The organism is Actinomycetota bacterium, from assembly GCA_019347675.1.
Lineage (GTDB): Bacteria > Actinomycetota > Nitriliruptoria > Nitriliruptorales > JAHWKO01 > JAHWKW01.
Map to the genome: position 1 here is coordinate 36,951 of JAHWKW010000006.1, position 21,491 is coordinate 58,441.

Annotated in this window: 19 protein-coding genes; 7 read left to right on the top strand and 12 right to left on the bottom strand. The window is 70.9% G+C overall.

What is annotated here, in order from left to right:
• Positions 1-3: 3 nt before the first annotated feature.
• Together KY462_05170 and KY462_05175 are read right to left on the bottom strand one after the other, a co-directional pair.
• Positions 4-1,305: a hypothetical protein gene (locus KY462_05170; GenBank protein MBW3577120.1), complete on the bottom strand. Its 1,302-nt coding sequence runs from the start codon at positions 1,303-1,305 to the stop codon at positions 4-6.
• The gene (locus KY462_05175; protein MBW3577121.1) at positions 1,235-2,176 is read right to left on the bottom strand and encodes a hypothetical protein; all 942 of its coding nucleotides are present in this window, start codon (positions 2,174-2,176) and stop codon (positions 1,235-1,237) included. The genes KY462_05170 and KY462_05175 overlap by 71 nt, the downstream gene beginning before the upstream one ends.
• Before the next feature lie 400 nt (positions 2,177-2,576).
• Between KY462_05175 and KY462_05180 the strand changes: the two genes are divergently transcribed.
• A complete protein-coding gene (locus KY462_05180; protein MBW3577122.1) occupies positions 2,577-3,566 on the top strand; it encodes an SDR family oxidoreductase in 990 nt (329 codons plus the stop codon).
• A 295-nt stretch (positions 3,567-3,861) separates the two neighbouring features.
• On the opposite strand, the gene KY462_05185 is transcribed toward KY462_05180, so the two are convergent.
• From KY462_05185 to KY462_05210, 6 genes are all read right to left on the bottom strand, one after another.
• On the bottom strand, positions 3,862-4,047 hold the full coding sequence (locus KY462_05185) for a transposase family protein (GenBank protein ID MBW3577123.1): 186 nt from the start codon (positions 4,045-4,047) through the stop codon (positions 3,862-3,864).
• Positions 4,048-4,143: 96 nt separating this feature from the next.
• Positions 4,144-4,710 (bottom strand): (2Fe-2S)-binding protein, encoded by a 567-nt coding sequence (locus tag KY462_05190; protein ID MBW3577124.1) that lies wholly within the window; start codon positions 4,708-4,710, stop codon positions 4,144-4,146.
• A gap of 208 nt (positions 4,711-4,918) precedes the next feature.
• Positions 4,919-5,239, bottom strand: a complete 321-nt coding sequence (locus KY462_05195) for a GYD domain-containing protein (protein MBW3577125.1) — start codon at positions 5,237-5,239, stop codon at positions 4,919-4,921.
• 469 nt (positions 5,240-5,708) lie between these two features.
• Complete coding sequence (locus KY462_05200; GenBank protein ID MBW3577126.1) at positions 5,709-6,611, bottom strand: ribokinase; 903 nt, start codon at positions 6,609-6,611, stop codon at positions 5,709-5,711.
• Positions 6,604-7,629, bottom strand: coding sequence for a nucleoside hydrolase (locus KY462_05205; GenBank protein ID MBW3577127.1), 1,026 nt, complete (start codon positions 7,627-7,629; stop codon positions 6,604-6,606). Before KY462_05205 ends, KY462_05200 begins: the two co-directional genes overlap by 8 nt.
• A gap of 87 nt (positions 7,630-7,716) precedes the next feature.
• Entirely contained in the window at positions 7,717-8,691 is a 975-nt protein-coding gene (locus KY462_05210) for a 1,4-dihydroxy-2-naphthoyl-CoA synthase (protein ID MBW3577128.1), read from the bottom strand.
• Between the two features lie 77 nt (positions 8,692-8,768).
• Between KY462_05210 and KY462_05215 the strand changes: the two genes are divergently transcribed.
• A complete protein-coding gene (locus tag KY462_05215) occupies positions 8,769-9,299 on the top strand; it encodes a hypothetical protein (protein MBW3577129.1) in 531 nt (176 codons plus the stop codon).
• Between the two features lie 7 nt (positions 9,300-9,306).
• Here KY462_05215 and KY462_05220 read toward each other — a convergent pair whose 3' ends face one another.
• Positions 9,307-11,064 carry a Rieske 2Fe-2S domain-containing protein gene (locus KY462_05220; GenBank protein ID MBW3577130.1) on the bottom strand — a complete coding sequence of 586 codons (1,758 nt, stop codon included), beginning with the start codon at positions 11,062-11,064 and terminating at the stop codon, positions 9,307-9,309.
• 152 nt (positions 11,065-11,216) lie between these two features.
• On the opposite strand from KY462_05220, the gene KY462_05225 reads away from it, so the two are divergent.
• From KY462_05225 to KY462_05245, 5 genes are all read left to right on the top strand, one after another.
• Complete coding sequence (locus KY462_05225) at positions 11,217-11,984, top strand: HAD-IA family hydrolase (protein ID MBW3577131.1); 768 nt, start codon at positions 11,217-11,219, stop codon at positions 11,982-11,984.
• A gap of 50 nt (positions 11,985-12,034) precedes the next feature.
• Positions 12,035-13,072, top strand: a complete 1,038-nt coding sequence (locus tag KY462_05230) for an NAD(P)-dependent oxidoreductase (protein MBW3577132.1) — start codon at positions 12,035-12,037, stop codon at positions 13,070-13,072.
• Positions 13,073-13,247: 175 nt separating this feature from the next.
• Complete coding sequence (locus KY462_05235; protein ID MBW3577133.1) at positions 13,248-15,338, top strand: cation:proton antiporter; 2,091 nt, start codon at positions 13,248-13,250, stop codon at positions 15,336-15,338.
• Positions 15,339-15,438: 100 nt separating this feature from the next.
• Positions 15,439-16,107, top strand: coding sequence for a response regulator transcription factor (locus tag KY462_05240; protein ID MBW3577134.1), 669 nt, complete (start codon positions 15,439-15,441; stop codon positions 16,105-16,107).
• Positions 16,108-16,201: 94 nt separating this feature from the next.
• Entirely contained in the window at positions 16,202-16,582 is a 381-nt protein-coding gene (locus KY462_05245) for a response regulator transcription factor (GenBank protein MBW3577135.1), read from the top strand.
• Here KY462_05245 and KY462_05250 read toward each other — a convergent pair.
• From KY462_05250 to KY462_05260, 3 genes are read right to left on the bottom strand one after another with little or no spacing between them, the layout of a single operon-like run.
• Positions 16,548-17,876 carry a sensor histidine kinase gene (locus KY462_05250; GenBank protein MBW3577136.1) on the bottom strand — a complete coding sequence of 443 codons (1,329 nt, stop codon included), beginning with the start codon at positions 17,874-17,876 and terminating at the stop codon, positions 16,548-16,550. The two genes, KY462_05245 and KY462_05250, sit on opposite strands and share 35 nt — an antisense overlap.
• The gene (locus KY462_05255; protein MBW3577137.1) at positions 17,873-20,110 is read right to left on the bottom strand and encodes a GAF domain-containing sensor histidine kinase; all 2,238 of its coding nucleotides are present in this window, start codon (positions 20,108-20,110) and stop codon (positions 17,873-17,875) included. The genes KY462_05250 and KY462_05255 overlap by 4 nt, the downstream gene beginning before the upstream one ends.
• Positions 20,107-21,420, bottom strand: coding sequence for a response regulator (locus tag KY462_05260; GenBank protein MBW3577138.1), 1,314 nt, complete (start codon positions 21,418-21,420; stop codon positions 20,107-20,109). Before KY462_05260 ends, KY462_05255 begins: the two co-directional genes overlap by 4 nt.
• Positions 21,421-21,491 lie beyond the last annotated feature (71 nt).

Below are 21,491 nucleotides of genomic sequence, written 5' to 3' on the forward strand. Positions count from 1 at the left end.
CCTTCACGAGAAGATGCGTTCGGCCAGGTTGACGGGGGTGGCGATCGGCCCCCGGGGTTTCGTCTGAGGCGGCCTTTGGCGTCGCACCCGCAGCGTGCCGTCGACGTTGCGGACGTGGGCGTCGGTCGTGGCGTCATCGCGTCGTGTGAACACGAGGTCCGCTGTCGCCTGCCCGACGTGGAGACCATTGAGTTCGAGGTAGGGCAGCCACTCGGGGAGGTGGGGGTCCACCAGCAGGAGGTTGGCCGGGGCGATCGGCCGCATGCCGAGCAGTGCCTGGACGGCGAGGATGATGGCGCTGGCCGACCACGCCTGCGGTTCGTTCGACGACGGGTAGATGCCGGGGTGTGGATGGTGGTCGTTGCGGGGCAGGCCGCCGAGCGATTCGGGGAGTCGGTTGTCGACGAACAGGTCGCTGGCGGCGAACAGCCCTTCGGCGATGCGGTGGGCCGCGTCCCAACGTCCGTAGCGGACGCAACCGAGGATGAAGGTGGCGTTCTCGACCGGCCAGACGCTTCCCAGGTGGTAGCTGAACGGGTTGTAGGAAGGATGCAGGGTCGACAGGGTCCGGACTCCCCATCCACTGAACAGGTCGTCGGCCAGCAGACGGTCGATGACGTCGGATGCGCGGTCGACCGGGACGATGCCGGTGGCCAGCAGGTGTCCCGGGTTCGAGGTGATGGACCGCAGCAGCCGGTCGTCGGGGCCAAGAGCCAGCGAGTAGAAGCGCTGATCCTTGATCCAGAACCGTTCGTTGAACCGCTCCCGCAGCGCCTTCGCTCGCGCCAGCAGCCGCAGGGCGAGGATCCTCTCGCCCGCGAACATGAAGGCGAACGTCGCCTGCCTCAGCCCGATGTACCAGTAGCCCTGGAGCTCGCACGTGGCGATGGGCGGATCCATCACCTCACCGTGCTCGTCGACGATGGCGTCCGGTGAGTCCTTCCAGCCCTGCTGGAGGACTCCGTGTTCCGAGCGCATCACGTAGTCGATGAACCCGTCCCCGTCGACGTCGGCGTAGCGGTCCAACCAGCGCAACACCTCCTCGGCTGCCGGGGCCAGGGCTCGGGTGGTCGCGACGTCGCCCGTCCATGCGAGGTGTTGGCCGAGCAGGATCAGGAAGTCGCACGGAGCCGCGTAGTCCCCGAAGTAGGCCGTGAACGGGTTGATCCCGACCGCGGACGTCGGCCCGTCCCGCGCCTGGTGGATGAGCTTGCCGGGCTCCTCGTCGCGCCAGTCATCGATGGTGCTGCCCCGCCACGCGGCGCTGACCGACAGTGCATCGGCGGCCATGTCCGGCAAGGCCATCGCCGCCTGCCAACCGGTCGTCAACACGTGCCTGGCGAACAGGAACTGGTAGACGGGCAGGCCCGCCCCCGGAGCGGCCGGCCCGGACGGCATGCCCAGGGGCAGCGACGCCAGGTCGGACACGGCGGTCCGCCAGGCACGCGTGACGGCTGGGTTCGTCGTGACCAGCTGCGGGGCCCGGCTCAGCAGCTGTTCCTGGACCGATGCGACGTTCCGCACCGAGGCGCCCGGCCCGTCGCTGGGCGGCGCCGTTGCGCCGTCGAACACGGCACGGGTCTCGAGACGCAGCCGCGCCGTCGTCTTGCCGTCGAGGCGGACCGGCAACCGCAACATCCCTCCGTCGAAGACGACGGGCCACGGGGCGTCGACGATGCGGACCACGGCCCGTCGGTCCAGATGGATGGCCGTACACGAACTCGAGGGTCTGCTCCGCCTCGTCGTAGGAGACGCTGACGTCGCCGTGCTGCTCACGTTTGCCCTTCTCGGCTTCCTCGCTGTCGGCGAAGTCGCTGTCGACCGCGAACGCCAGCTCGAGGGACACCGGAGACCGGTGGTAGCTGCTGACCGCAGCCACCGTTGAAAGTCGGTCGGTCAGCCGATGCCGAAGCTGCACGAACACCGATCCTTCCGGGACCGTGTCGCTGGCCGGGACCTGATAGTGGCCGACCAGCTCGTTGGCTGCCGTCGGTGACATCGCGAACGTCGCCAGCCTCTGTCCGTCTGCGCGCAGCTGCAACCGTGACAACATCCGGGTGTTGTTGACGAACAGCCCCTCGGTCGCCTTCCCGTCGACCTGGCCGTGCAGGTCGACGACCAGGACCAGACGACCACACCGCAACATCCGGTGCCCCGGACGCGCCTGCAACTGCATGCTTCCTCCTCGACCCAACCGCCGACCGACGTGTCCCGTCCATGGTCACGCCCATGGGAATCTCTTGCTGAGGGACCGGCCCGTCGGATATCACCGTGTCCCCGCCCGTCCGATCGCGCCCACCGACGACGGGGACGTCCGGACAGTCGTGGCAACGACCGACCCCACGAGCTCGGCGGGCCGGCGGAACACGAGTCGCCGCTCGACCGTGCCCGCCGGTCGCAACCGCATCGATTCGCAGCAGCGGCACCAGCACCCACTCGTGCCCCCGTTGCTGTCCCTTCGGACGGCCACCTTCCGACCTGCGGACCCGGTGGTGGCCCAGGTTGGGAGGTGACAGAGGCACGCTGCGCCGGCACCGGCGCCCAGGACAGGAGGTTCCGTGATGGCAAAGACCGTGGTGATCACCGGAGCCAGCGGCGGCGTGGGACGTGCCGTGGCGCGCCTGTACGCCGATCGCGGGGCCAACGTGGCCCTCCTCGCCCGAGGCGAGGCCGGTCTCGAGGTCGCCAGCAACGAGGTGACCGAGCGGGGCGGGCGGGCTCTCGCCATCCCCACCGACGTCTCGGACGCGGACCAGGTCGAGGGCGCAGCCGCACGGACCGAGGAGGAGTTCGGCTGGATCGACGTGTGGATCAACGTCGCCATGGTCACCGTGCTCGCGAAGACGTGGGACGTGACACCGGAGGAGTTCCGGCGCGTGACGGAGGTGAACTACCTCGGCGCCGTGCACGGCACCCTCGCCGCCCTGAAGCGGATGCGGCCCCGCGACCGCGGCACCATCCTCAACGTCGGTTCCGCACTCGCCTTCCGTGGCATCCCCCTGCAAGCCCCGTACTGCGCGTCCAAAGCGGCACTCGAGAACTTCGGCGAATCGCTGTACACCGAACTGCTGAACGAAGGCAGCAACGTCCGCTTCTGCGAGGTGCACCTACCGGGGCTCAACACGACCCAGTTCATCTGGGGTCGCAACAAGACCGACAAGGCCCCCCAGCCCGTACCTCCCATGTACCAGCCCGAGGTCGCCGCGAGAGGGATCGTCTGGGCTGCCGACAACGGTCGCCGCACGACCTGGGTGGGCGCTTCGACGCCCGCGACCATCTGGGGCAACCGCTTCTTCCGCGGACTCGTCGCCCGCAACCTCGCCAAGTCCGGCATCAAAAAGCAGAAGACGGACCAGCCCGCCTCTGCCCGACCACAGGACAACCTGTTCCAGCCGCAGGACCAGGACATCGACCGTGGATCTCACGGGCCGTTCGACGACAAGGCCCACGAACACAGCGCGTTCGACATCGTCTCGCGCAACCGCGGGAAGATCGCCGCCGGAGCCGTGGCTGTCCTCGGTGCCGCAGCAGTCGTCGTCGCCGGCCGCGCCGACCACGACACATGAGCTGGTTGCACGGGCTCGCAGGTGTCGATTCCGTTGAGGGCTCTGCGAGACCGCGGATACTTTCATGCCGCAGGCCGTTGCGGTAGCAACCGGACGTGATGGCCAGACCCCCGCTTGAAGACGGATCTGATGTGCGCGACCATGGTTGTGTTCAGGCGGGCATCGGAACTCCTCGCTGACGTCCGGCAGGAATCGACATCGAGTCTGCCGGAGAGCAATGGACGTCCTGGAGGCCTACGACCTCGTGGGCACCCAACCTCGGCGCCCGGGCTGGCCCGGTGCGACCACCACGCCGTCAAGGACGACGTCGAACGTTGCCCGCGACCCCGTCGAGCTGGTTTCCGCTGCTCGGGCTCGGGCACGATCCCATGTCGCGACGCAATAGCTCGGTCACCGCGGTCTTGGGGCACTGCAGCGCCAACCACTCCGCCGTGTCGTCGAGTTCGCGGGTGTGCCCGGCGCCGTGACGCGCCCACGGCATCGCCCGCAGTGCCGCCGCCCCCGCCTTCGTGTCCTTCGCGGTCCAGGGATCTGGGTCGATCCCCCCGCGACGGTCGTCCTCGTTCTTCGCCTGGCCTCAGACGCTTGTTCGTCGCCCGGTTCCGACCTTGGCGACCAGCGACAGCTCCCCTCCCACGTACCCGTCGAGGAACGCCACCACGCCGCCGAGCGCTGCAAACACGACCCCGCGGCGCTGGTTGCCCCTGCGCCGCGCGACATACGAGGCGCCGTAGAGGATCGTCGCCAGCGAGCTTGTGGCGGCGTGGACGACGCCCACCCGGCGCGCCGCCCCGTCGGTGCCCTGCCACTCGACGAACCCGGACAGCAGCGTTGGCGCCGCGGCGAGCAGGCCCAAGCCCACGAGCCGGCGCGCTGCAGGCGACGATCCAGGCGGTCCCAACAGGTCGAGGAACGACGCGGCCATCCACGGACCGTTCGTGAAGTCCGTGAGGAGCGGGTGCAGCGCGTGGCCGAGCCACCCTCCGCGCAGACCCGCACTGATCGGTCGCGAGCGGGTGAGGGGCGCGACCGCGGCCGTGGTGGCTTCGGCGAGGGGGTCCAGACCTGGCGCGTCGGCCGCCTGGCGGAGCATCCGCTGGCCGATCAGCACCGGGGCTGGCAGCGGGTTCTCAGTCGACCGCAAGTGCGCCCCCTGTTCGGGCTTCTCCAGCCTTACAGTTTGTCTGCCCGATCCGGCGCCTGGCGGCCGCCCGAGCACTTGCCGCGGTGAAGAACCCCCATCATCTGCTGGTGTTGGTCCGACCCCAACCGGGCTCCCTACGTCGCAGGGCAGGTCCGTTCCGCGACCGGACCGCGGGCGAACGCACCCGTCGCGGGCCCCGATGACGACGTCAGGCGCCTGGAGGCCTGTAGGTCGGAGACTTCTTGGCGGCCTCGTCGACCTCTTCCGGGGTCAGCAGGACGATGGTCGCGCCCCGCACGGCGCCGGACGCCGCCGACAGAAGGGCTCCCGCCGCAGCAGAGATGTTGTCGGGGGCCTCGAAGACGACGTAGAGGTCGTCCTCACCGAAGGCGTAGTAGAAGGCCTCGAGCTTCCCGTTCAACGCCTCCACGAGCTGTTCGACCGCAGCTTTGCGCGCGGTTCCACCTTCCTCGAGGAGTCCCTTCAGACCTTCGGTCGTGTACGAACCCCGCCACAGGTACCGAGGCATCGCGATTCCTTCGGCCGGGCACCTCGCGCAAGTGCCGGCTCGCCGGACGATACGCCGCGGTCGGACATGCTGTCCAGCCCCGCGTCGGCGATGAACACCTGGCACGCGCGACCAGGCGCCGTCGAACAGCCATGGTCGCCGAGCGACGCTTAGGGACATCGCATCGTTCTTCCAGCGAATGTCGCGTCGACGGCAGCAAAATATTTTCTGAAGGCCCCATCCGCGGTCGACGAGAAGGTCCGTGCGGGATCTCCCAGCGGCCCACCCGGTAAAACGTGTCGAACTCCCTGGACGGCGGACGAGGCCGCCGACGGCAAGACGATCTCCGACAGGATCGGAGCAAGCCGTTCGTGTGGACACTTCCGGCAACCGTCTGGGTTCTCGCTGACCGAGGCCCTTGGCATCCGATGGGACCGTGCCCACCGAACCCGTCGACGACCGAAGGGGCACGTGCGCTGGCTCCAGCGCGTCAGCCGCTCAGGCGCTGCCGTAGCTGGTCGCCGGTGAGCATGCCGTCCCGCGCGCCCTCGACCTCCACGGACAAGGCGGCCGCCCCGACGCCGAGCCGGACAGCCTCGAGCAGTGGCCGCTGCTCAGCCAGGGCGGCGGCGAACACCCCGTTGAAGGTGTCACCCGCCCCGGTCGTGTCGCGCGCCACCACATCGGGTGGGCTGATCGTCGTGACCTCGTCCTCGGCCACGACCAGCGCCCCGTCCGCGCCCAACGTCACGACGACCGGGGCGCCCGTCACCTCCTGCGCCAGTCGCCGCGCCGCGGCCTGCGGTTCGCCTTCACCGGCGATCACTCCGAGCTCACCGCGGTTCGGGGTCACGATGGCCCCGGACCCGCGGAAGGCGTCCGCCAGTTGTCGGCCGGGAGCGGGGTTGACCATGACCTGCCAGCCCGCGGATCGGCCCGCTTGCAGCGTCCGCACGACGGCGGCATCGGGGACCTCGAACACCGTGAGGATCACGCCGGGCGCGGGCAGCGCTTCCAGCAGGTCGTCGAGGTCGCTGGCCTCGACCCGCAGGTTCGCGCCGGATGCGACCGCGATCTGGTTGTCGCCCTCGCGGTCCACCATCACCAGCGCGACGCCGGTGGTGGCGTCCGGGAGCCGGGCCACCCGCTGCGTCGAGACCCCGTCGGCGGCGAGTGCCGCGACGGCACCCTCACCGAGGTCGTCGTCACCGACGGCTCCCAACAGGTGCACGTCCGCCCCGTAGCGCGCCGCGGCCACGGCCTGGTTGGCGCCCTTGCCACCCCAGTGGCGCGCGAAGCGGCCGCCCGCGACGGTCTCACCGGGCCGCGGAAGGTGTTGGGTGACCACGACGAAGTCGACGTTGATCGAGCCGACGACGACGACGCTACCCATAGCTGCGCACCGTCTCGACGAACAGGTCGAAGAACCGGGCGACGTCGAGTCGGAGGCCGACCTCCGCGTTCGGCGGCGGATACCTCCCCGGCCCGACCCCCGCATCGGGGAGCCTGCTGGTCGCCTCGGCGGTGTCGGCGGCCTGAACCGGCTGACGACGCGTTCCCTCGGCCCCATCCGCAACCGGTCGCGTGTCGCACACGGTCATGCCGCGCGTCAGCTCACCGCGCAGCTCCACGTCGACGTGCATCCGCCGGGCTTCGAGCAAGCCTGGGTCGATCACCCAGGCGACCGCGCACGGGTCGTGGAGGGGTGCTCCTGCCAGTCCCGTCCGGGCGCTGGATCTGGCGCTGTAGAAGCTCAGCAGGTCGACGCAGACCTCGCCCACCCGCGTCCCCGTGGCGCGCAGGCGGTCGAGTTGTTCGGGCCCCACGATGGCCTGGTGGGTGAGGTCGAGCCCAGCCATCCGGATGGGGACGCCGCTGTGAAGAACCAGCCGCGCCGCCTCCGGGTCGGCCCAGATGTTGAACTCGGCGGCCGGGGTCACGTTGCCGCCCGTGACCGCCCCGCCCATCAGGGTGATCTGCTCCAGGCGCCCCGCGAGGGCCGGCTCGAGCTGCAGGGCGGCGGCGACGTTGGTCAGCGGCCCGGTCGCCACGAGCGTGAGCGGCTCATGCTCGACGGCGGCCTCGCGGAGGAAGTCGACGGCGTGTCGCGGCTGAGGTTCGATGACCGGCTCAGGTAACTGGGCCCCGTCCAGGCCCGTCTCCCCATGGACCTCGGGTGCATGACGGGCTTCGCCGACGAAGGGACGGGCCGCGCCCGGGTGCACCGGGATGTGCTCCAGGCCCGCCAGCGTGAGGATCTTCAGCGCGTTGCGGGTCACCTTCTCCAACGACTGGTTGCCGTGCACCGTCGTGATGCCGACCACATCGAGGTGGCGGGCGGCCAGCAGGATCGCCATGGCGTCGTCCTGGCCAGGGTCGCAGTCGAGGACGATGGCTGGCCGTCGACTCATCGCCTGGCTCCCGACCGATCGCCACCTCCGGGTGGCAAGCTTACGGGGGTCGCCGGCGGCGCGACCGCGGACCGCGACCTGGCCGTGTCAGTAGTGGTAGGGGAACGGGCTCCAGTCGGGCGGGCGCTTCTCGAGGAACGCGTCGCGCCCCTCCTGCGCCTCCTCGGTCATGTACAGCAGCCGCGTCGCTTCCCCGGCGAACAGCTGCTGGCCGACGAAGCCGTCGTCGACGAGGTTGAGCGCGAACTTCAGCATCCGCGTGGCGGTCGGCGACTTCGCACAGACCTTACGGGCCCAGGTGAGGCCGACGCGCTCGAGGTCGCCGCGCGGTACGACGGTGTTGACCATCCCCATGCGGTGGGCGTCGTGCGCGGAGTACTCGTCACCGAGGAAGAAGATCTCGCGGGCGAACTTCTGCCCGACCTGGCGGGCCAGGTAGGCGGACCCGAAGCCGCCGTCGACGCTCGCGACGTCGAGGTCGGTCTGTTTGAAGCGGGCGTCGTGGCTCGCGATCGTGAGGTCACACACGACGTGGAGGCTGTGGCCTCCGCCGGCCGCCCAGCCGGCAACGAGGCAGATCACGACCTTGGGCATGAACCGGATCAGGCGCTGCACCTCCAGGATGTGCAGGCGGCCGGTCCGAGCGGTGTCGACCGTGTCGGCGGTCTCACCTGCTGCATAGCGGTAGCCGTCCCGTCCGCGGATGCGCTGGTCACCACCGGAGCAGAACGCCCACCCGCCGTCGCGCGGCGATGGTCCGTTCCCGGTCAACAGCACGCAGCCCACCTCCGACCACTGCCGGGCGTGGTCAAGCGCCGTGTACAGCTCATCGACCGTGTGCGGGCGGAAGGCGTTGCGGACCTCCGGCCGGTCGACAGCGATGCGGACCGCGCCGACGTCGCGCGCTCGGTGGTAGGTGATGTCGGTGAACGCGAAGCCGTCGATCTCGTCCCAAGCGTGGGCGTCGAAGATCTCGGAGACCACCACCTGCTCCTCCCGCCGGTGACGCCCGAGCGTAGGGAGCCGCGCGGGGTGCGCGCTCCGCCAGCCACCACCGGCCATGCTGGACCGGACACCGCACGCCGTGACGCGTTCGACGGCGGCGTTCGGTTCGATGGCGCCACCGGACGAGGATGCAGTTGAACGCACCGGATGACCACCTGCTGCGCCGCCTGGAGCGCACCTTCGACACCGCCGAGACGCCGGAACAGCAACCGTTTGGCGCATACGCGGGGCGCTGGCTGGCAACGACGCTGCCGCCGACCGCGGACGCGGTGGTGTCCGCCGCAATCCGCGGCACCGGCATGTGGCGCGGCAAGCGCTTCCTCGACGGCCGCGGGGCGAACATCGTCGCGTCCCGTGCGGGTCCGCTGCTGTGGGCGATCACCGACCATGTCCGCACCCGCGGTGCGCAGACCGAGGCGGCACCGTTCGAGATCCGCCGCGGACCAACGACCCGGGGGGCCGGTGACGCCTGGCTGCTGGACTACGACGTGGCGTTCAACCGCTGGCCGCTGCGCCGGCTGCGCGACGAGCTCCGCGCGACCCGCGACGGGCGACTGATCGGCCGCGCGACGCTTGAACTGGTCGGGCGCCGGCCCGTGCTCGGCTACTTCCTGCTGCGGTCGGCTGATCGGTCGCGTGTCGCGCGTGCGGCACACCGCGGGTGAGGTGGGCTCAGACCCCCTCGTGGACGGCCTCCCCGCGGTGCAGCCGCAGCGCGATGTCGTAGGTCTGCCTGGTCGAGCGCACCGTCGGCCACTGCGCCGCGAGGAACCGGGCCACGCCGATCAGGACGTGTCCGGCCTCGGGGCGGCCCGCGAACCGGTGGTGCTGGCGCACGCCGGCCTCGAACATCTGGTAGTCGTGGAAGCCGGCGTCTTCGCGGAGCAGCGCGCGCCCCAGCACACGGATCAGCTCCTGGGAACGGCCGGCCGCCACCACGTCCGCGACCACCTGCCCGGCCTCGTTGACCGCACCGTGTGTGTCGAACAGCTCGAGCAGGTCGCCCGCGTCGCGGTGGACGCCCGACGGCTGGGGGATCGGCCGCTTGGGGACGTTGAGGAACCGTTCGAGGTGCACCGCCATCGCTGCGTCGAAGATCCCCCGGGCCAGGAGCGGGGACGGTGCCCGGGCCATGGCCGCGTCGACGGCGTTGGCGTAGGTGAACGTGTGGTGGACGGTGTCCCAGTCCCCGTGTTCGTTGGAGGTCGGGAAGTGCACCGGCCTGCGTGCAGCCGAGTAGGCCACGGCGGCGGCCAGCTCCTGGAGCGGAACGTCAGCGCGCAGCAGGTCCCGCATGGCGTCGAGGATCTCGGCGGGTGCATCATCGAGGATGACCTCCGCCAGCTCACGGTGACCGTCCCAGTGCTCACGCTGCTGCGGTGGCGCCTCGACGAGCCCGTCGAGCTCCTCGTACACACCCTCCAGAAGTGCGGGGACGTCAACCGGGTGACGCCACGCGGCGGTCTCCTCCATGCGGGTCGCCCCGACCAGGGCCGGGACCAGCGCAGGCAGGATCTCGTGGGCGTGCTCCCACCCGATGTGGTCCAGCAGCTCGAAAGCCTTGTTGGCGAAGTCGAGGGTGTGGCCGACATCGAGGAAGCGGTGATCGGTGCAGGCAGCGAAGATCATGTGCGCGACCGTGGCCGCAGGCAGTCCGGCACGGATCGCGGTCTTCAGCGTCCGCTCCGCGGCGCTGGCCGAGCGCAGCTCGATGAACCGGCGGAACCAGTCGGTGAGGCGTTGCGGGCTCACGTCGCTGGTCGCGAGCGCCTCCAGGTCGAAGCTGGGTGGCTCTGCAGCGGTGCTGCGGGCGACCCGCAGCACACCGTGGTAGGCGGCGCAGGCCCGATCCGCGGGGTCCAGAGCCGGCACCACGTTGGCCATGCAGGTCAGGATCGACAGGCCCGCACTCCACCCCCGGTCGCGGTTGCGGACGCCGAACAGGGCCGCGTCGCGGACGGCCTCGTCGGTCGCACCCTCTTCGGCGAGACCGATCACGCTTTTGGCGAGCACCAGGCGGATGTTGTGCTGGAGTCCCTCGCGCAGCTTGCGCAGCCGGTACGCGCGCCAGTCGCGATCCAGTGGTTCGGTGCCCACCAGGACGCGCCCGTCGCGGACCTCAACCGGGAAGGACAGCGCATCGTCGGCCCACGGGTCGAACGTGCAGCCGCTGGCCAGGTCGAAGCGTGCATGGTGCCAGTGGCAGGTCAAGGTCCCGTCGGCGACGGTGCCTCGATCGAGTGGGAATCCCATGTGCGGGCAGCGGTTGTCGAGCGCGACGACCCGTCCCGCGTCGGCCACGACCAGGACCCGGTAGCGGCCGGCGGTCGCCACGAGGTGGCCGTTGGCGTGCAGCTCCTCGACGCCGCCGACGTCGACCGTGGTGGCGGGTCGGGCAGCGTCCATGGTGGCGGGCCTGGCAGCGTCCATCGAGGCTCCCGTCCGGCGCTGCATCATCCCACCACGCGTGGTGATGTGACGCATCCTCCGAGCGGAGACCGCGCGACGGGGCCGACGCCTCGCCGCCGGCCGGCCGGGTCGCACGGGATGCCATCCCCGTCGTTGTCTGAAACCATGGTCCCATGAGTTCCGACAACGACCTTGCTGCCGTGGTCTTCGACGTGGACGGCACGCTCGTCGAGAGCGAGCGTCACGGCCACCGCGTGGCGTTCAACAGTGCGTTCGACGAGCTCGACATGCCCGACCGGTGGGACGAGGAGACCTACGGGCGGTTGCTGGAGGTGTCGGGTGGCGAACGGCGGCTACGCCACTACCTGGAGGAACAGGGCCACGCGGACGACCACGCCGCCGAGCTCGCCAGCCAGCTGCACGAGATCAAGACGCGCCGGTTCCGCGAGCTGGCCGACGGCGGTGAGATCCCCGAGCGCCCGGGCGCGACCCGCCTGTTGGACGAGCTCGCCGATGCGGGGATCCCGGTCGCCGTGGCCACCACCGGGACACGAGCGTGGGTGGAGCCGTTGCTGGACAAGCTGTTCGGTCTGGAACGCTTCGCGGTGATCCGGACCGGTACGGAGGTCGAGGACCGCAAGCCGGACCCGAAGGTCTTCGTCGAGACGGTCTCGGCGCTGGATGTGCCGCCGGAGCGCAGCGTGGCGGTGGAGGACTCCGAGAACGGGGTCGTCGCGGCCCGCGCTGCTGGCTTGCCCTGCGTGGTGATCGTCAACGACTACACCCGGGAGCAGGACTTCGAGGGCGCCGCACTCGTCGTCGACCGCTTCGGCGCACCGGGGCGGTGCGAGGTCCTGGCGGGACCGCAGGACCTCCTGGAAGACGGAGCCGTGACGCTGCGCACGCTGCGGGCGGTGGCCGCGAGCCACGGCAACCGGTGAGACGGCCGACGCGGGGCCTGATGGCAGCCACGCACGAGGAAGGACACGACGTGACGACGACCCCCCGAGACGACCGGAGGGCGCTGGTGACGGGTGGTACCGGCTTCCTCGGTAGCCACCTGGTCGCCGAGCTGCTGGCGCGCGGATGGCGCGTGCGGACCTGCGGTCGGCGAACCAGGCCCCCGGGCGTGCCGAGCGCGGCTGAGTACGTCTGCGCGGAACTCGGCAGTGACGCCCCGCTGGACCGGGTGGTCCGCGACGTCACGCACGTGTTCCACCTGGCCGGGCTGTCCAGCTCGATTGCGACCGAGGAGGAGATGCGCCGCACCAACGTGGACGGCACGCGCCAGCTGCTGGACGCCGCTGCGGGGGAGGACGTCGAGCGGGTGGTGCACGTGAGTACCTCGTCGGTGTACGGAAGCAGTGTTCAGCTGCCTCTGCCTGTCCCCGAGGATGCCGACAAGCACCCCAGCCCCGGGTACGGCCAGAGCAAGTGGGAGGCCGAGAAGATCGCGTTCGCGATCGCCGAGGATCGGGGGCTGCCGGTCGCGGTGTTGCGCCCCACCACCGTGTACGGGCCCGGTGCGGTGAAGCTCCTGGCCAGCACCATCCTCGACGCGGCTGTTGAACGTTTCGCCGGGCTGGACACGTTCGCGGTCGACAGCGACGAGATCGAGCTGCGCATGGTCCACGTCGACGACCTGGTCGGCGCCTGCCTGCACCTCGCCGAGCACCCGACGGCAGCAACCGGGGCCTACAACCTGTCCGGCAGCTACCCGACCAACCACCAGGTCGGTGAGGTGATCGCCGAGGAGCTGGGGATGAAGCTGGACGGGACCGACGATCCCGAACGGGGGCTGGCCTACGAGAAGCGCGCCGCGGTGCGCGAGCGCATGCTGGAGCGCGGCATGGTCGACGGGATCATGCTCAAGGAGAAGCGGGTCCGTTTCCTGAAGAAGTCGAACCCCAACAACCGGTTGAGCCTGGAAGCGCTGGCGGCCACCGGGTTCGAGCCGCACGTGACCGACGTCCCCGGGTCGGTCGCCTCCACCGTCCGCTGGTACCGCGACGTGCGCTGGATCATCTGAGAGGGCGCGACGCTCACCGTCGACCGCGGCCGGGTGGGCCGCTGCGTCCTGCGGCCAGCCGCGAGACTAGGACTAGGCTGCGGCGCCCGGCAGGCCGGAGCCAGCCGGTGAGCTCCCAGCCAGCCGGGGGTCGGCCGTGCCTGGTCTCACGCCGCTCGGGGGCCATGAGCTCCTGGTGCTGTGGGTTCAGTTCGTCGTCCTGCTGACCGTCGCACGGGGACTCGGCTACCTCATGCGGCTCCTGGACCAGCCGGCCGTGGTCGGCGAGCTCGGGGCGGGTCTGGTGTTGGGCCCGTCCATCCTCGGGCGCCTCGCCCCGGATGTCGCCGCGTGGCTGTTCCCGGCCAGTGAACTCCAGAGCGGGCTGATCCTGGCGCTGGCCTGGTTCGGAGCGATCCTGCTGCTGGTCACCACCGGCTTCGAGACCGACCTGGGACTGGTCCGCCGGCTGGCCCGCACGGCCGCGTTGGTCCCGATCGGCAGCCTCGTCCTGCCGCTGGCTGTCGGGGTCGCGGCCGGCGCGGTCATGCCCGTGGCGTTCTTCGGGGAGCGTGCCGACCGGACCGTGTTCGCAGCGTTCATGGGACTGGCGCTGTCGATGTCGGCGCTCCCGGTCGTCGCCCGGATCCTGAAGGACATGGGACTGCTCCGTCGCGACGTGGGGCAGGTGACCATCTTCGCGGCCATGGCCGACGACATCGTCGGATGGCTCGCACTCGGTGTGCTGACCGGGGCCGTGGTCGGACGCGGCTTCGCTCCCGGCGCGCTGGCCACGACGGTCGTGGTCCTGCTGGTCTTCGTGGCGTTCCTGTTCACGCTCGGGCAGCGGCTCACCGACGCGGCGCTCCGCTTGTCGCTGCGACTCACCGACGGCATCGCCGGAGCCCTGACCGTGACCGTGCTGGTGGTGCTGGCCGCGGCGGCGATCACGCAGGCGGCCGGCGTCGAAGCGGTGGTCGGCGCGTTCCTCGCCGGCATCGTCCTGGGCCGCTCACGCTACCGCAAGGCGGAGGTGCTCCAGGCGGTGGAGCTGATGAGCACCGCCGTGTTCGCCCCGCTGTTCTTCGCCACCGCCGGGCTGTACGTCGACCTCGGCACGTTGGGGGAACCGGTCACCGCGGTGTGGACCGCCGTGGTCTTCGTCATCGCGACCGGGTCGAAGCTGGTCGGCACCTACCTCGGCGCCCGTGCCGGGGGCGCCGCCCCCATGGCTGGCGCGGCGATGGGGATCGCGCTCAACGCCCGGGGGGCGCTGGGGATCATCCTGGCGACGGTGGCGCTCAGCATCGGGGTGTTCAACCAGCGCAGCTACACCGTCACGGTGCTGATGGCGCTGGTCACGTCGATGATGGTCCCGCCCCTGCTGCGGCGGATGCTCAACCGGATCTCGACCGGACCTGAGGAAGCGCAACGCCTGCAGCGCGAGGCGTTGCTGAGCGAGAGCGTCGTGGCGGGCGTCGACAGCGCACTGCTTCCCACCCGCGGCGGCCGCAACTCCGAGCTCGCCGCCCGGGTCCTGGACCTGGTCTTGAAGCCGGATGCGTCGGTCACAGTCATGACCGTGGACACCGGCGTGGTCACGGCGGGGCCGGCCTCGGACGCGGCCGCTCGGATCGCCCGGCAACTGGCGGGGCGGCCGATCGAACGCCGCCGCCGGCCCGCGGTCGACGCGGGCGCTGCGATCCTGAAGGAGGCCGGGTTCGCCTACGGCCTGGTCGCGGTCGGTGCCACCGAAGACCTGCGGACCACCCACCGTCTGTCGCCGGTGATCCACGCGATCCTCGCCGGAAGTCCGGTCCCGGTCTTGCTGGTCCGGGCCGGTCGCGGAGGCGCCCGGTTGGGGCGCCTGTTGGTGCCCGCCACCGGGACCCGGATCGGTCGTGGGGCCGAGGAGGTCGCCTACACCCTGGCCGCCCGCACCGGTGCCGAGGTGGACGTCGTGCACGTGATCAGCCGAGCCGACCGGATGGCACTGGCGGCGTGGCAAGGGCAGCCAGCCTTCCAGCTCGAACGGGACGGGTTGCTGGCCCGATCGCTGGAGCTGGCGGCCACGTTCGGGCGGTCGGCGACCGGCTTCACACGGTTGGGTGCAGCCACCGCCGAGACGCTCCTGACCACGGCGGCCGAGCGGGGCGTCGACACGATCGTCCTGGGGGCCAGCGCCCGGGCGCTGGAGGACCAGGCTTTCCTCGGACACGGCACCGAGTACCTGCTCGAGCACGCCGATCAGACCCTGATCGTGGTGGTGTTCCCCGAGACGTGGTAGCGGCTTGCTCGCGCCGGCGACAGCGGGGCGACACCGCCGGCCGCGTCACCGTGACGGTGTGGCGGGCCACGGCGCAGGTCCTCGCCGTATCCTTGCGGTCATGACGATCAGTGTCGTCCTCGCCGAGGACAGCTACTTGGTCCGTGAGGGCGTCCGCCTGCTCATGGAGCAGCAACCCGACCTCGAGCTCGTGGAGGCCTGCGAGGACCTCGACTCGCTCATGACCGCCGTCGCCGAACACCAGCCCGACGTCGTCCTGACCGACATCCGCATGCCGCCGACGGGGACCGACGAGGGCATCCGCGCCGCCGAGGAGCTGCGCACCTCGCACCCCGACGTGGGGGTCGTGGTGTTGAGCCAGTACGCCGAGCCCAGCTACGCCCTGGCACTGTTCGAGCGCGGTTCGGCGGGGCGCGCCTACCTGCTCAAGGAGCGCGTCTCGGACGTCGAGCAGCTCCTCCACGCCGTCCGTGAGGTGGCGTCCGGCGGGTCGGTGATCGACCCCAAGGTCGTCGAGGAGCTCGTGGCGGCTCGCACCCGCAGCGGCGGCAGGCTCCTGGAGCGGCTCACCCCCCGTGAGAAGGAGGTCCTGGCCGAGATCGCGCAGGGCAAGAACAACGCCGCGATCGCCGCGTCGCTGTTCCTGACCGAGCGTGCGGTCGAGAAGCACATCAACTCGATCTTCTCCAAGCTGGGCCTGACCGAGGAGCCCAACACCCACCGGCGCGTCCGGGCGGTGCTCCTGTTCCTCGCCGAGCATCAGCGCTGACCTTTTCGGGGGGGGGGGGGGGTGCTGGCCACACCACACGTTCACGTACCAGCCGGCTGTCGCCCCACCGCCCGTACAGGCAAGATGGGGTGTGATGGGAGAGCCGACCGTGCGCGTACTGATCGTCGATGACCAGGAGCCGTTCCGCCAGGCGGCACGGATGGTCGTCGAGCTGACCGACGGGTTCGAGGTCGTGGGCGAGGCCGAGACCGGCGAGGATTCGGTCGCCCTGGCCGGTGAGCTCGCCCCGGACCTCGTCCTCATGGACGTCAACCTCCCCGGGATCGACGGGTTGGAAGCCACCCGACGCATCCTCGCCCTGCAGGGCGGAACACGGGTCCTGATGCTGTCGACGTACGAGCCCCAGGAGTACGCGCCACGGGCCGTGGAGGCCGGGGCGATCGCCTACATCCCCAAATCCACGTTCGGTCCGGACACGCTCACCGAGGCATGGGAGGCTGCGACCGCGGCGTGACCGGGCCGCCTGCGACCGGCAGCTGCCCGGTGACGTGACATCCCCGGCCGGGTTCCGTCCAGATCGTGAGGATGCCGCCGAGGGCCTCGACGCGGTCGACCATGTTCTGGAGCCCCGTGCCCGGCGGGCACGTCGACGGGTCGAAGCCGGGCCCATCGTCGGTCACCGAGAACGTCAACCAACCCGCCTCTGCCCCCAGGCGGACCGTTACCGCCACGCCGGCTGCATGCTTGCTGGCATTCTGGATCGCTTCAAGGCAGCAGAAGTAGGCGGCGACCTCCACCTCGGCGGGGAAGCGGCCGGTGATCACCTCCGGAGCGGCCACGATCGTGGCACGCAGCTCGTGCTTGCGGATGTGCGCGTCGAGCGCAGCCAGCACCCCCTCCTGGGTCAGCAACGGCGGGAAGATCCCCCGCGCCAGATCACGCAGGTCGTTCAAGGCCGTGTCGGCGTCGGTGCCGAGCTGATCCAACGCCTCGGCGGCTGCCGCCGGGTCGCGCTCCAGCAGCTGGCCGACGACGCCGAGCTTGAGCGCGATGCTGACCAGTTGCTGCTGCGCCCCGTCGTGGATCTCACGCTCCATGCGCCTGCGCTCGGCGTCCTGGGCGGCCACCAGCCGCTGCCGCGAGGCCTGCAGCTCCGCGGCCTGGCCCGTCACGGCCTCGACCTTCGTCCGCAGCTCCGCGGTCAGCCGGACGTTGCGCAGCGCGAGCCCCGCCTGGGCCGCGAGGTCGTCGAGCAGCCGGGCCTGGTCGCCTCGCAAGCGGTCACCGGCCGACAGGGCGATCGCGATCTCGCCGACGACCTCACCGTGGTGGGTCACCGTGACGCTGCGGTCCCAAGCGTCGGTGGCCGTGGCCGAAGGGGGCCACACCGCGGTGTGGTGGCCGCCGTCGGGGAGGGTGAGCGTGACCTGGACGCGCTGGGCAGCCACGCCCTGCGCGGTGGCCTCGGCCATGCGTGGCAGGACCTCCTCGAGCGAGAACGCGTCGGACACCCGCGCGGTGAAGTCGCGCAGCACCTCGTAGGGTGTCGCGCGGTCGCCGTACACGATCCGGTCGGCTGCGCCGCGGGCACGCTCACGGGCGGGGCGGAACCCCACCGCGACGACCGCGGTGGCGACCATCGACAGGGCGGCGTTCGGTTGCAGCGGTTGGCCACCCGCGAGGACCCCGACGCCCGTCACGATGCCCAGGTACACGGCGGTGACGAAGGCCGCCAGCAGGGCGAACACCAACCCGCGGTGCACGACCCGTTCGACGGTGCGTCCCTGGCTGCTCGACCGGCGTCTCACGTGACCGGCTCCGGGACCGATGCGCGCGTCACCGGGACGTGCCCGGTCAACGTCGTCCCGGTGCCGGGACGGCTGCGTAGCTCCACCGTCCCGCCGAGCGACGCGAGGCGGTCGGCCAGGTTCTGCAGCCCGTGGCCAGGGGTGACCCGCTGCCCGTCGAAACCGGTCCCGTCGTCGGCGACCGTGAACGACAGGACACCGCGGTCCTCGCCGAGGTGGATCGTGACCGCCGAGGCGTGGGCGTGCTTGACGGCGTTCTGGAGGGCCTCCAGGCAGCAGAAGTACACCGCCGTTTCCACCGCCTGTGCGTAGCGGCGGACGTGATCGGCTTCGATGTGGGTGGGGACCGGGGCGCGCACCGCCTGGCTGCGGAGCGCCTCGACCAGACCCTGCTCCGCCAGGACGGCCGGGTAGATGCCGCGGGCGAGGTTGCGCAGCAGTTCCAGTGCCTCGGCGGCTTCGCGCCGCAGCTCCTCCACCAGCGGACCGACGCGCTGGGGGCTGCGGTCGATCAGCGACCGTGCCAGGCGCAACTTCACCGCCAGAGCCACCAGGTGCTGCTGGGAGCCGTCGTGGATGTCGCGCTCCATGCGTCGACGTTCGGCGTCCTGCGCGGCGACGATCCGCTGGCGCGAGGCGCGCAGATCCGCCGTCTGCCGCGACAGCACCTCGACCTGGTCGCGGAGCTCTTCCGTCAGTTGCACGTTGCCGAGCACGAGGCCGGCCTGGGCGGCGAGGTCACCCAGCAGCTGCTCCTCGGTCGGGGTCAGCGGCTCGCCCTCACGCTCTGCGACGGTCAAAGCGCCGAGGAGCTCGCCGTGGCGGGTCACCGCCACCGTCCGGTCGACGTCCGGGAGCGGCGGCAGGCCGCCCCGCCGGGGCGAACGGTCACGACCGTCGAGTGGCACGCGCACGTCGACCCGTTCTGTCGTCTGTGGCCACGACGCCGCGCGGACCAGCTCGCCACGGACCGCCAGCCAGACGTCGGCGCGGCGGGCGGCGGTTCCCTCGGCCAGGAGCCGTGCCATGCGTGGCAGCACGTCGTCGACCGCGTACGTCTCGCCGACACGGTCCGAGAAGCCCGACAGCACCTGGTAGGGAGTCTCACGCCGGCCGTAGACCAGCCGGTTGGCGAGGGAGGTCAGCCGGGTCCGGAGCGGGTCGAAGGCGACCGCGATGATCGCCGTTGCCACGACCGCCAGGGCCAGGGCGCGGTCGCCGCCCCGCCCTGCCAGGAGGTGGCTTCCGCTGACGACGACGCCGACGTACACGACGCCGATGAAGCTGGCCAGCGCCCCGAACACGAACGTCCGGTTCAGCAGCCGGTCGAAATCCCAGAGCCGGAAGCGGATCAGGATGAAGCACAGGCTCACCGGGATCGCGGCGAACAGAGCCGGGAACACGCGGAACACCAACTGCCCGAGCTCGGCCGTGTCGCCCTGACCCGACAGCAGCCCGGCGAGGATCCCGAACGTGGTCGCCCCGCCGACCGCGCTGGTCAGCGTGGTGATCAGCAGCCGCGACTGCCGGCGCTCCTCTGCGGTCTCCGCGCGCCGGTAGCGGCCGACCTGTGCCGACAAGCCGACCGCCGGGATCATGATCCCGAACAGCAGGATCATCGCGGCGGGATCACCGCCGTGGATCTGGTCGGCGACGAACACGCCCGCGATGGGCAGCGCCCCCAGGTACGCCACGCGCAGTGGCCAGCGCCACCGCGGAAGTTCCCGCCACGGCGGCTTGAGTCGCCCGTCGGGGAACAACGCGATCGCGTAGAGGTAGGTCAGGCCACCGAGGTAGTGGAAGCTGTCGTGGGTGAAGGTCCCGAAGTCGGGAAGGACGACCCGGGCGGAGTGCGCCTGCGCGTTGAAGACGGCACCGGTCCCCACCATGCCCAACGCGAGCAACCGTGCGGTGAGCAGCCGCGGACGGAGCCGCACCAGGAGGATCGCCAAGCCGATGTTCAGCGCACTGAACGTGAACTCGAGCGCGACCAGCACGTTGGGTGGCACGACGCCGCGACGCGACCAGCCGATGGCCTCGACGGCCCGGCCGGCTGTGCGTGCCAAGGGCCCGTCGCCCGCCGCCCAGCCAGACAGCGCTGCGGCGACCGACGGCGACACGCGGGCGGCGAACGGCGTGGCGCCAGCCACGAGGAACACCACGGCGCTGCCCGCGAACGCCGCGAAAGCGATGTAGAAAGCACGGTCCAGCCGCCGCCGCACGGTCGGCGTCACGCGACGTTTCCACCGAGCCGGAACGCCACCACGGGGCTGGTGCGACCCTTGACCAGGGCCGGTGGCAGCGGCTCCGCGTCGACCCCATCCGACAGCGCTCTGTAGGACGCCTCGGTCAGGACCGTCTGACCGGCGCTGGCCCACTCCTGGATCCGCTGGGTGAGGTTGACGGTGTCACCGACGACCGAGTACTCCATCCGCTCCTCGGAGCCCAGCAGCGCCGCGGCGACCTCGCCGCTCGACAGCCCGATGCCCAGTCCGAACGGCTCCAGACCTTGGCCGGTCCACCGGTCGTTCACCGTCTGCTGCGCCCGGTGCATCGCGGTGGCCGCGGACAGCGCCCGGTCGGCGTGGTCACTCTGCGGCACCGGCGCCCCGAACACCGCCATCACCGCGTCGCCGACGAACTGCATGACGGTGCCGCCGTGGCCCAGGATCGCGTGGTTCATCTCGGCACGGTGCTCGTTGAGCTGGCGGGCCAACACGCTGGGGTCGGCGCGCTCGGCGATCGACGAGTACCCGCGGATGTCGGACATCAGGACCGTGACCTCGAGCTTCTCGGTGTGGCCGATCCGGCGACCCTCCTCGCGGAGCTTGTCTGCGATCCCGGTGGGTAGCAGCCGGCTGAGGCTCTCGCCCTGCTCCTCGCGGTCCACGATCGCCTGTTGCAGCTTCTTCAACCGGTCCAGCGACCCGTTGCTCCCCGCTGACACCCCCTGCGCCAGCTTCACGAACAGCCGCTCGATCCGATCGGCGACGTCAGAGGGCGTGGTGTGGTACGTCACCGCGATGGCTTTGATCGGCTTGCCCTCCGCGACCAGCCGCAGCAGTTCGTCGTCCGACGCGGTCAGTTCGTGATCGCTTCGGACGGGGGTCAGCAGCGCCTCGACGATCTTGGGGTCGAGCACCGAGCCACCAGACGCCACCTCGCGGATCGCTCGGGCCAGCTGATCGCCTTCCGCGATGCGGTCCTTGAGCAGGTACGCGTACCCGGCGGCGCCCTCGGACAGCAGCGATACCGCGTACTCCGGTTCGTCGTACTGGGACAGGATCACGATCCCCGTGCCGGGGTGGCGCTTGCGGACCTCCTTGGCGGCGTCGATGCCTTCTCGCTGGAAGGCTGGAGGCATGCGGATGTCGGTCACGACCACCTGGGGGCCGGCCGCTTCGGCGCCGGCGATCAGCTCGTCGTAGTCGGACGCGACCCCGACGACGTGCAGGTCGTCCTCGACGCCGAGCAAGGCCCGGACACCCTCACGGACCAGCAGGTTGTCGTCGGCCAGGAAGACGGAGATGCGTGTGTGCTGCATGCCTGCATGGTCCCCGACCTCGGGCCTGCCCGCGAGGATGCGGTCACCCGACCTCGTGGTGGTGCCACCCC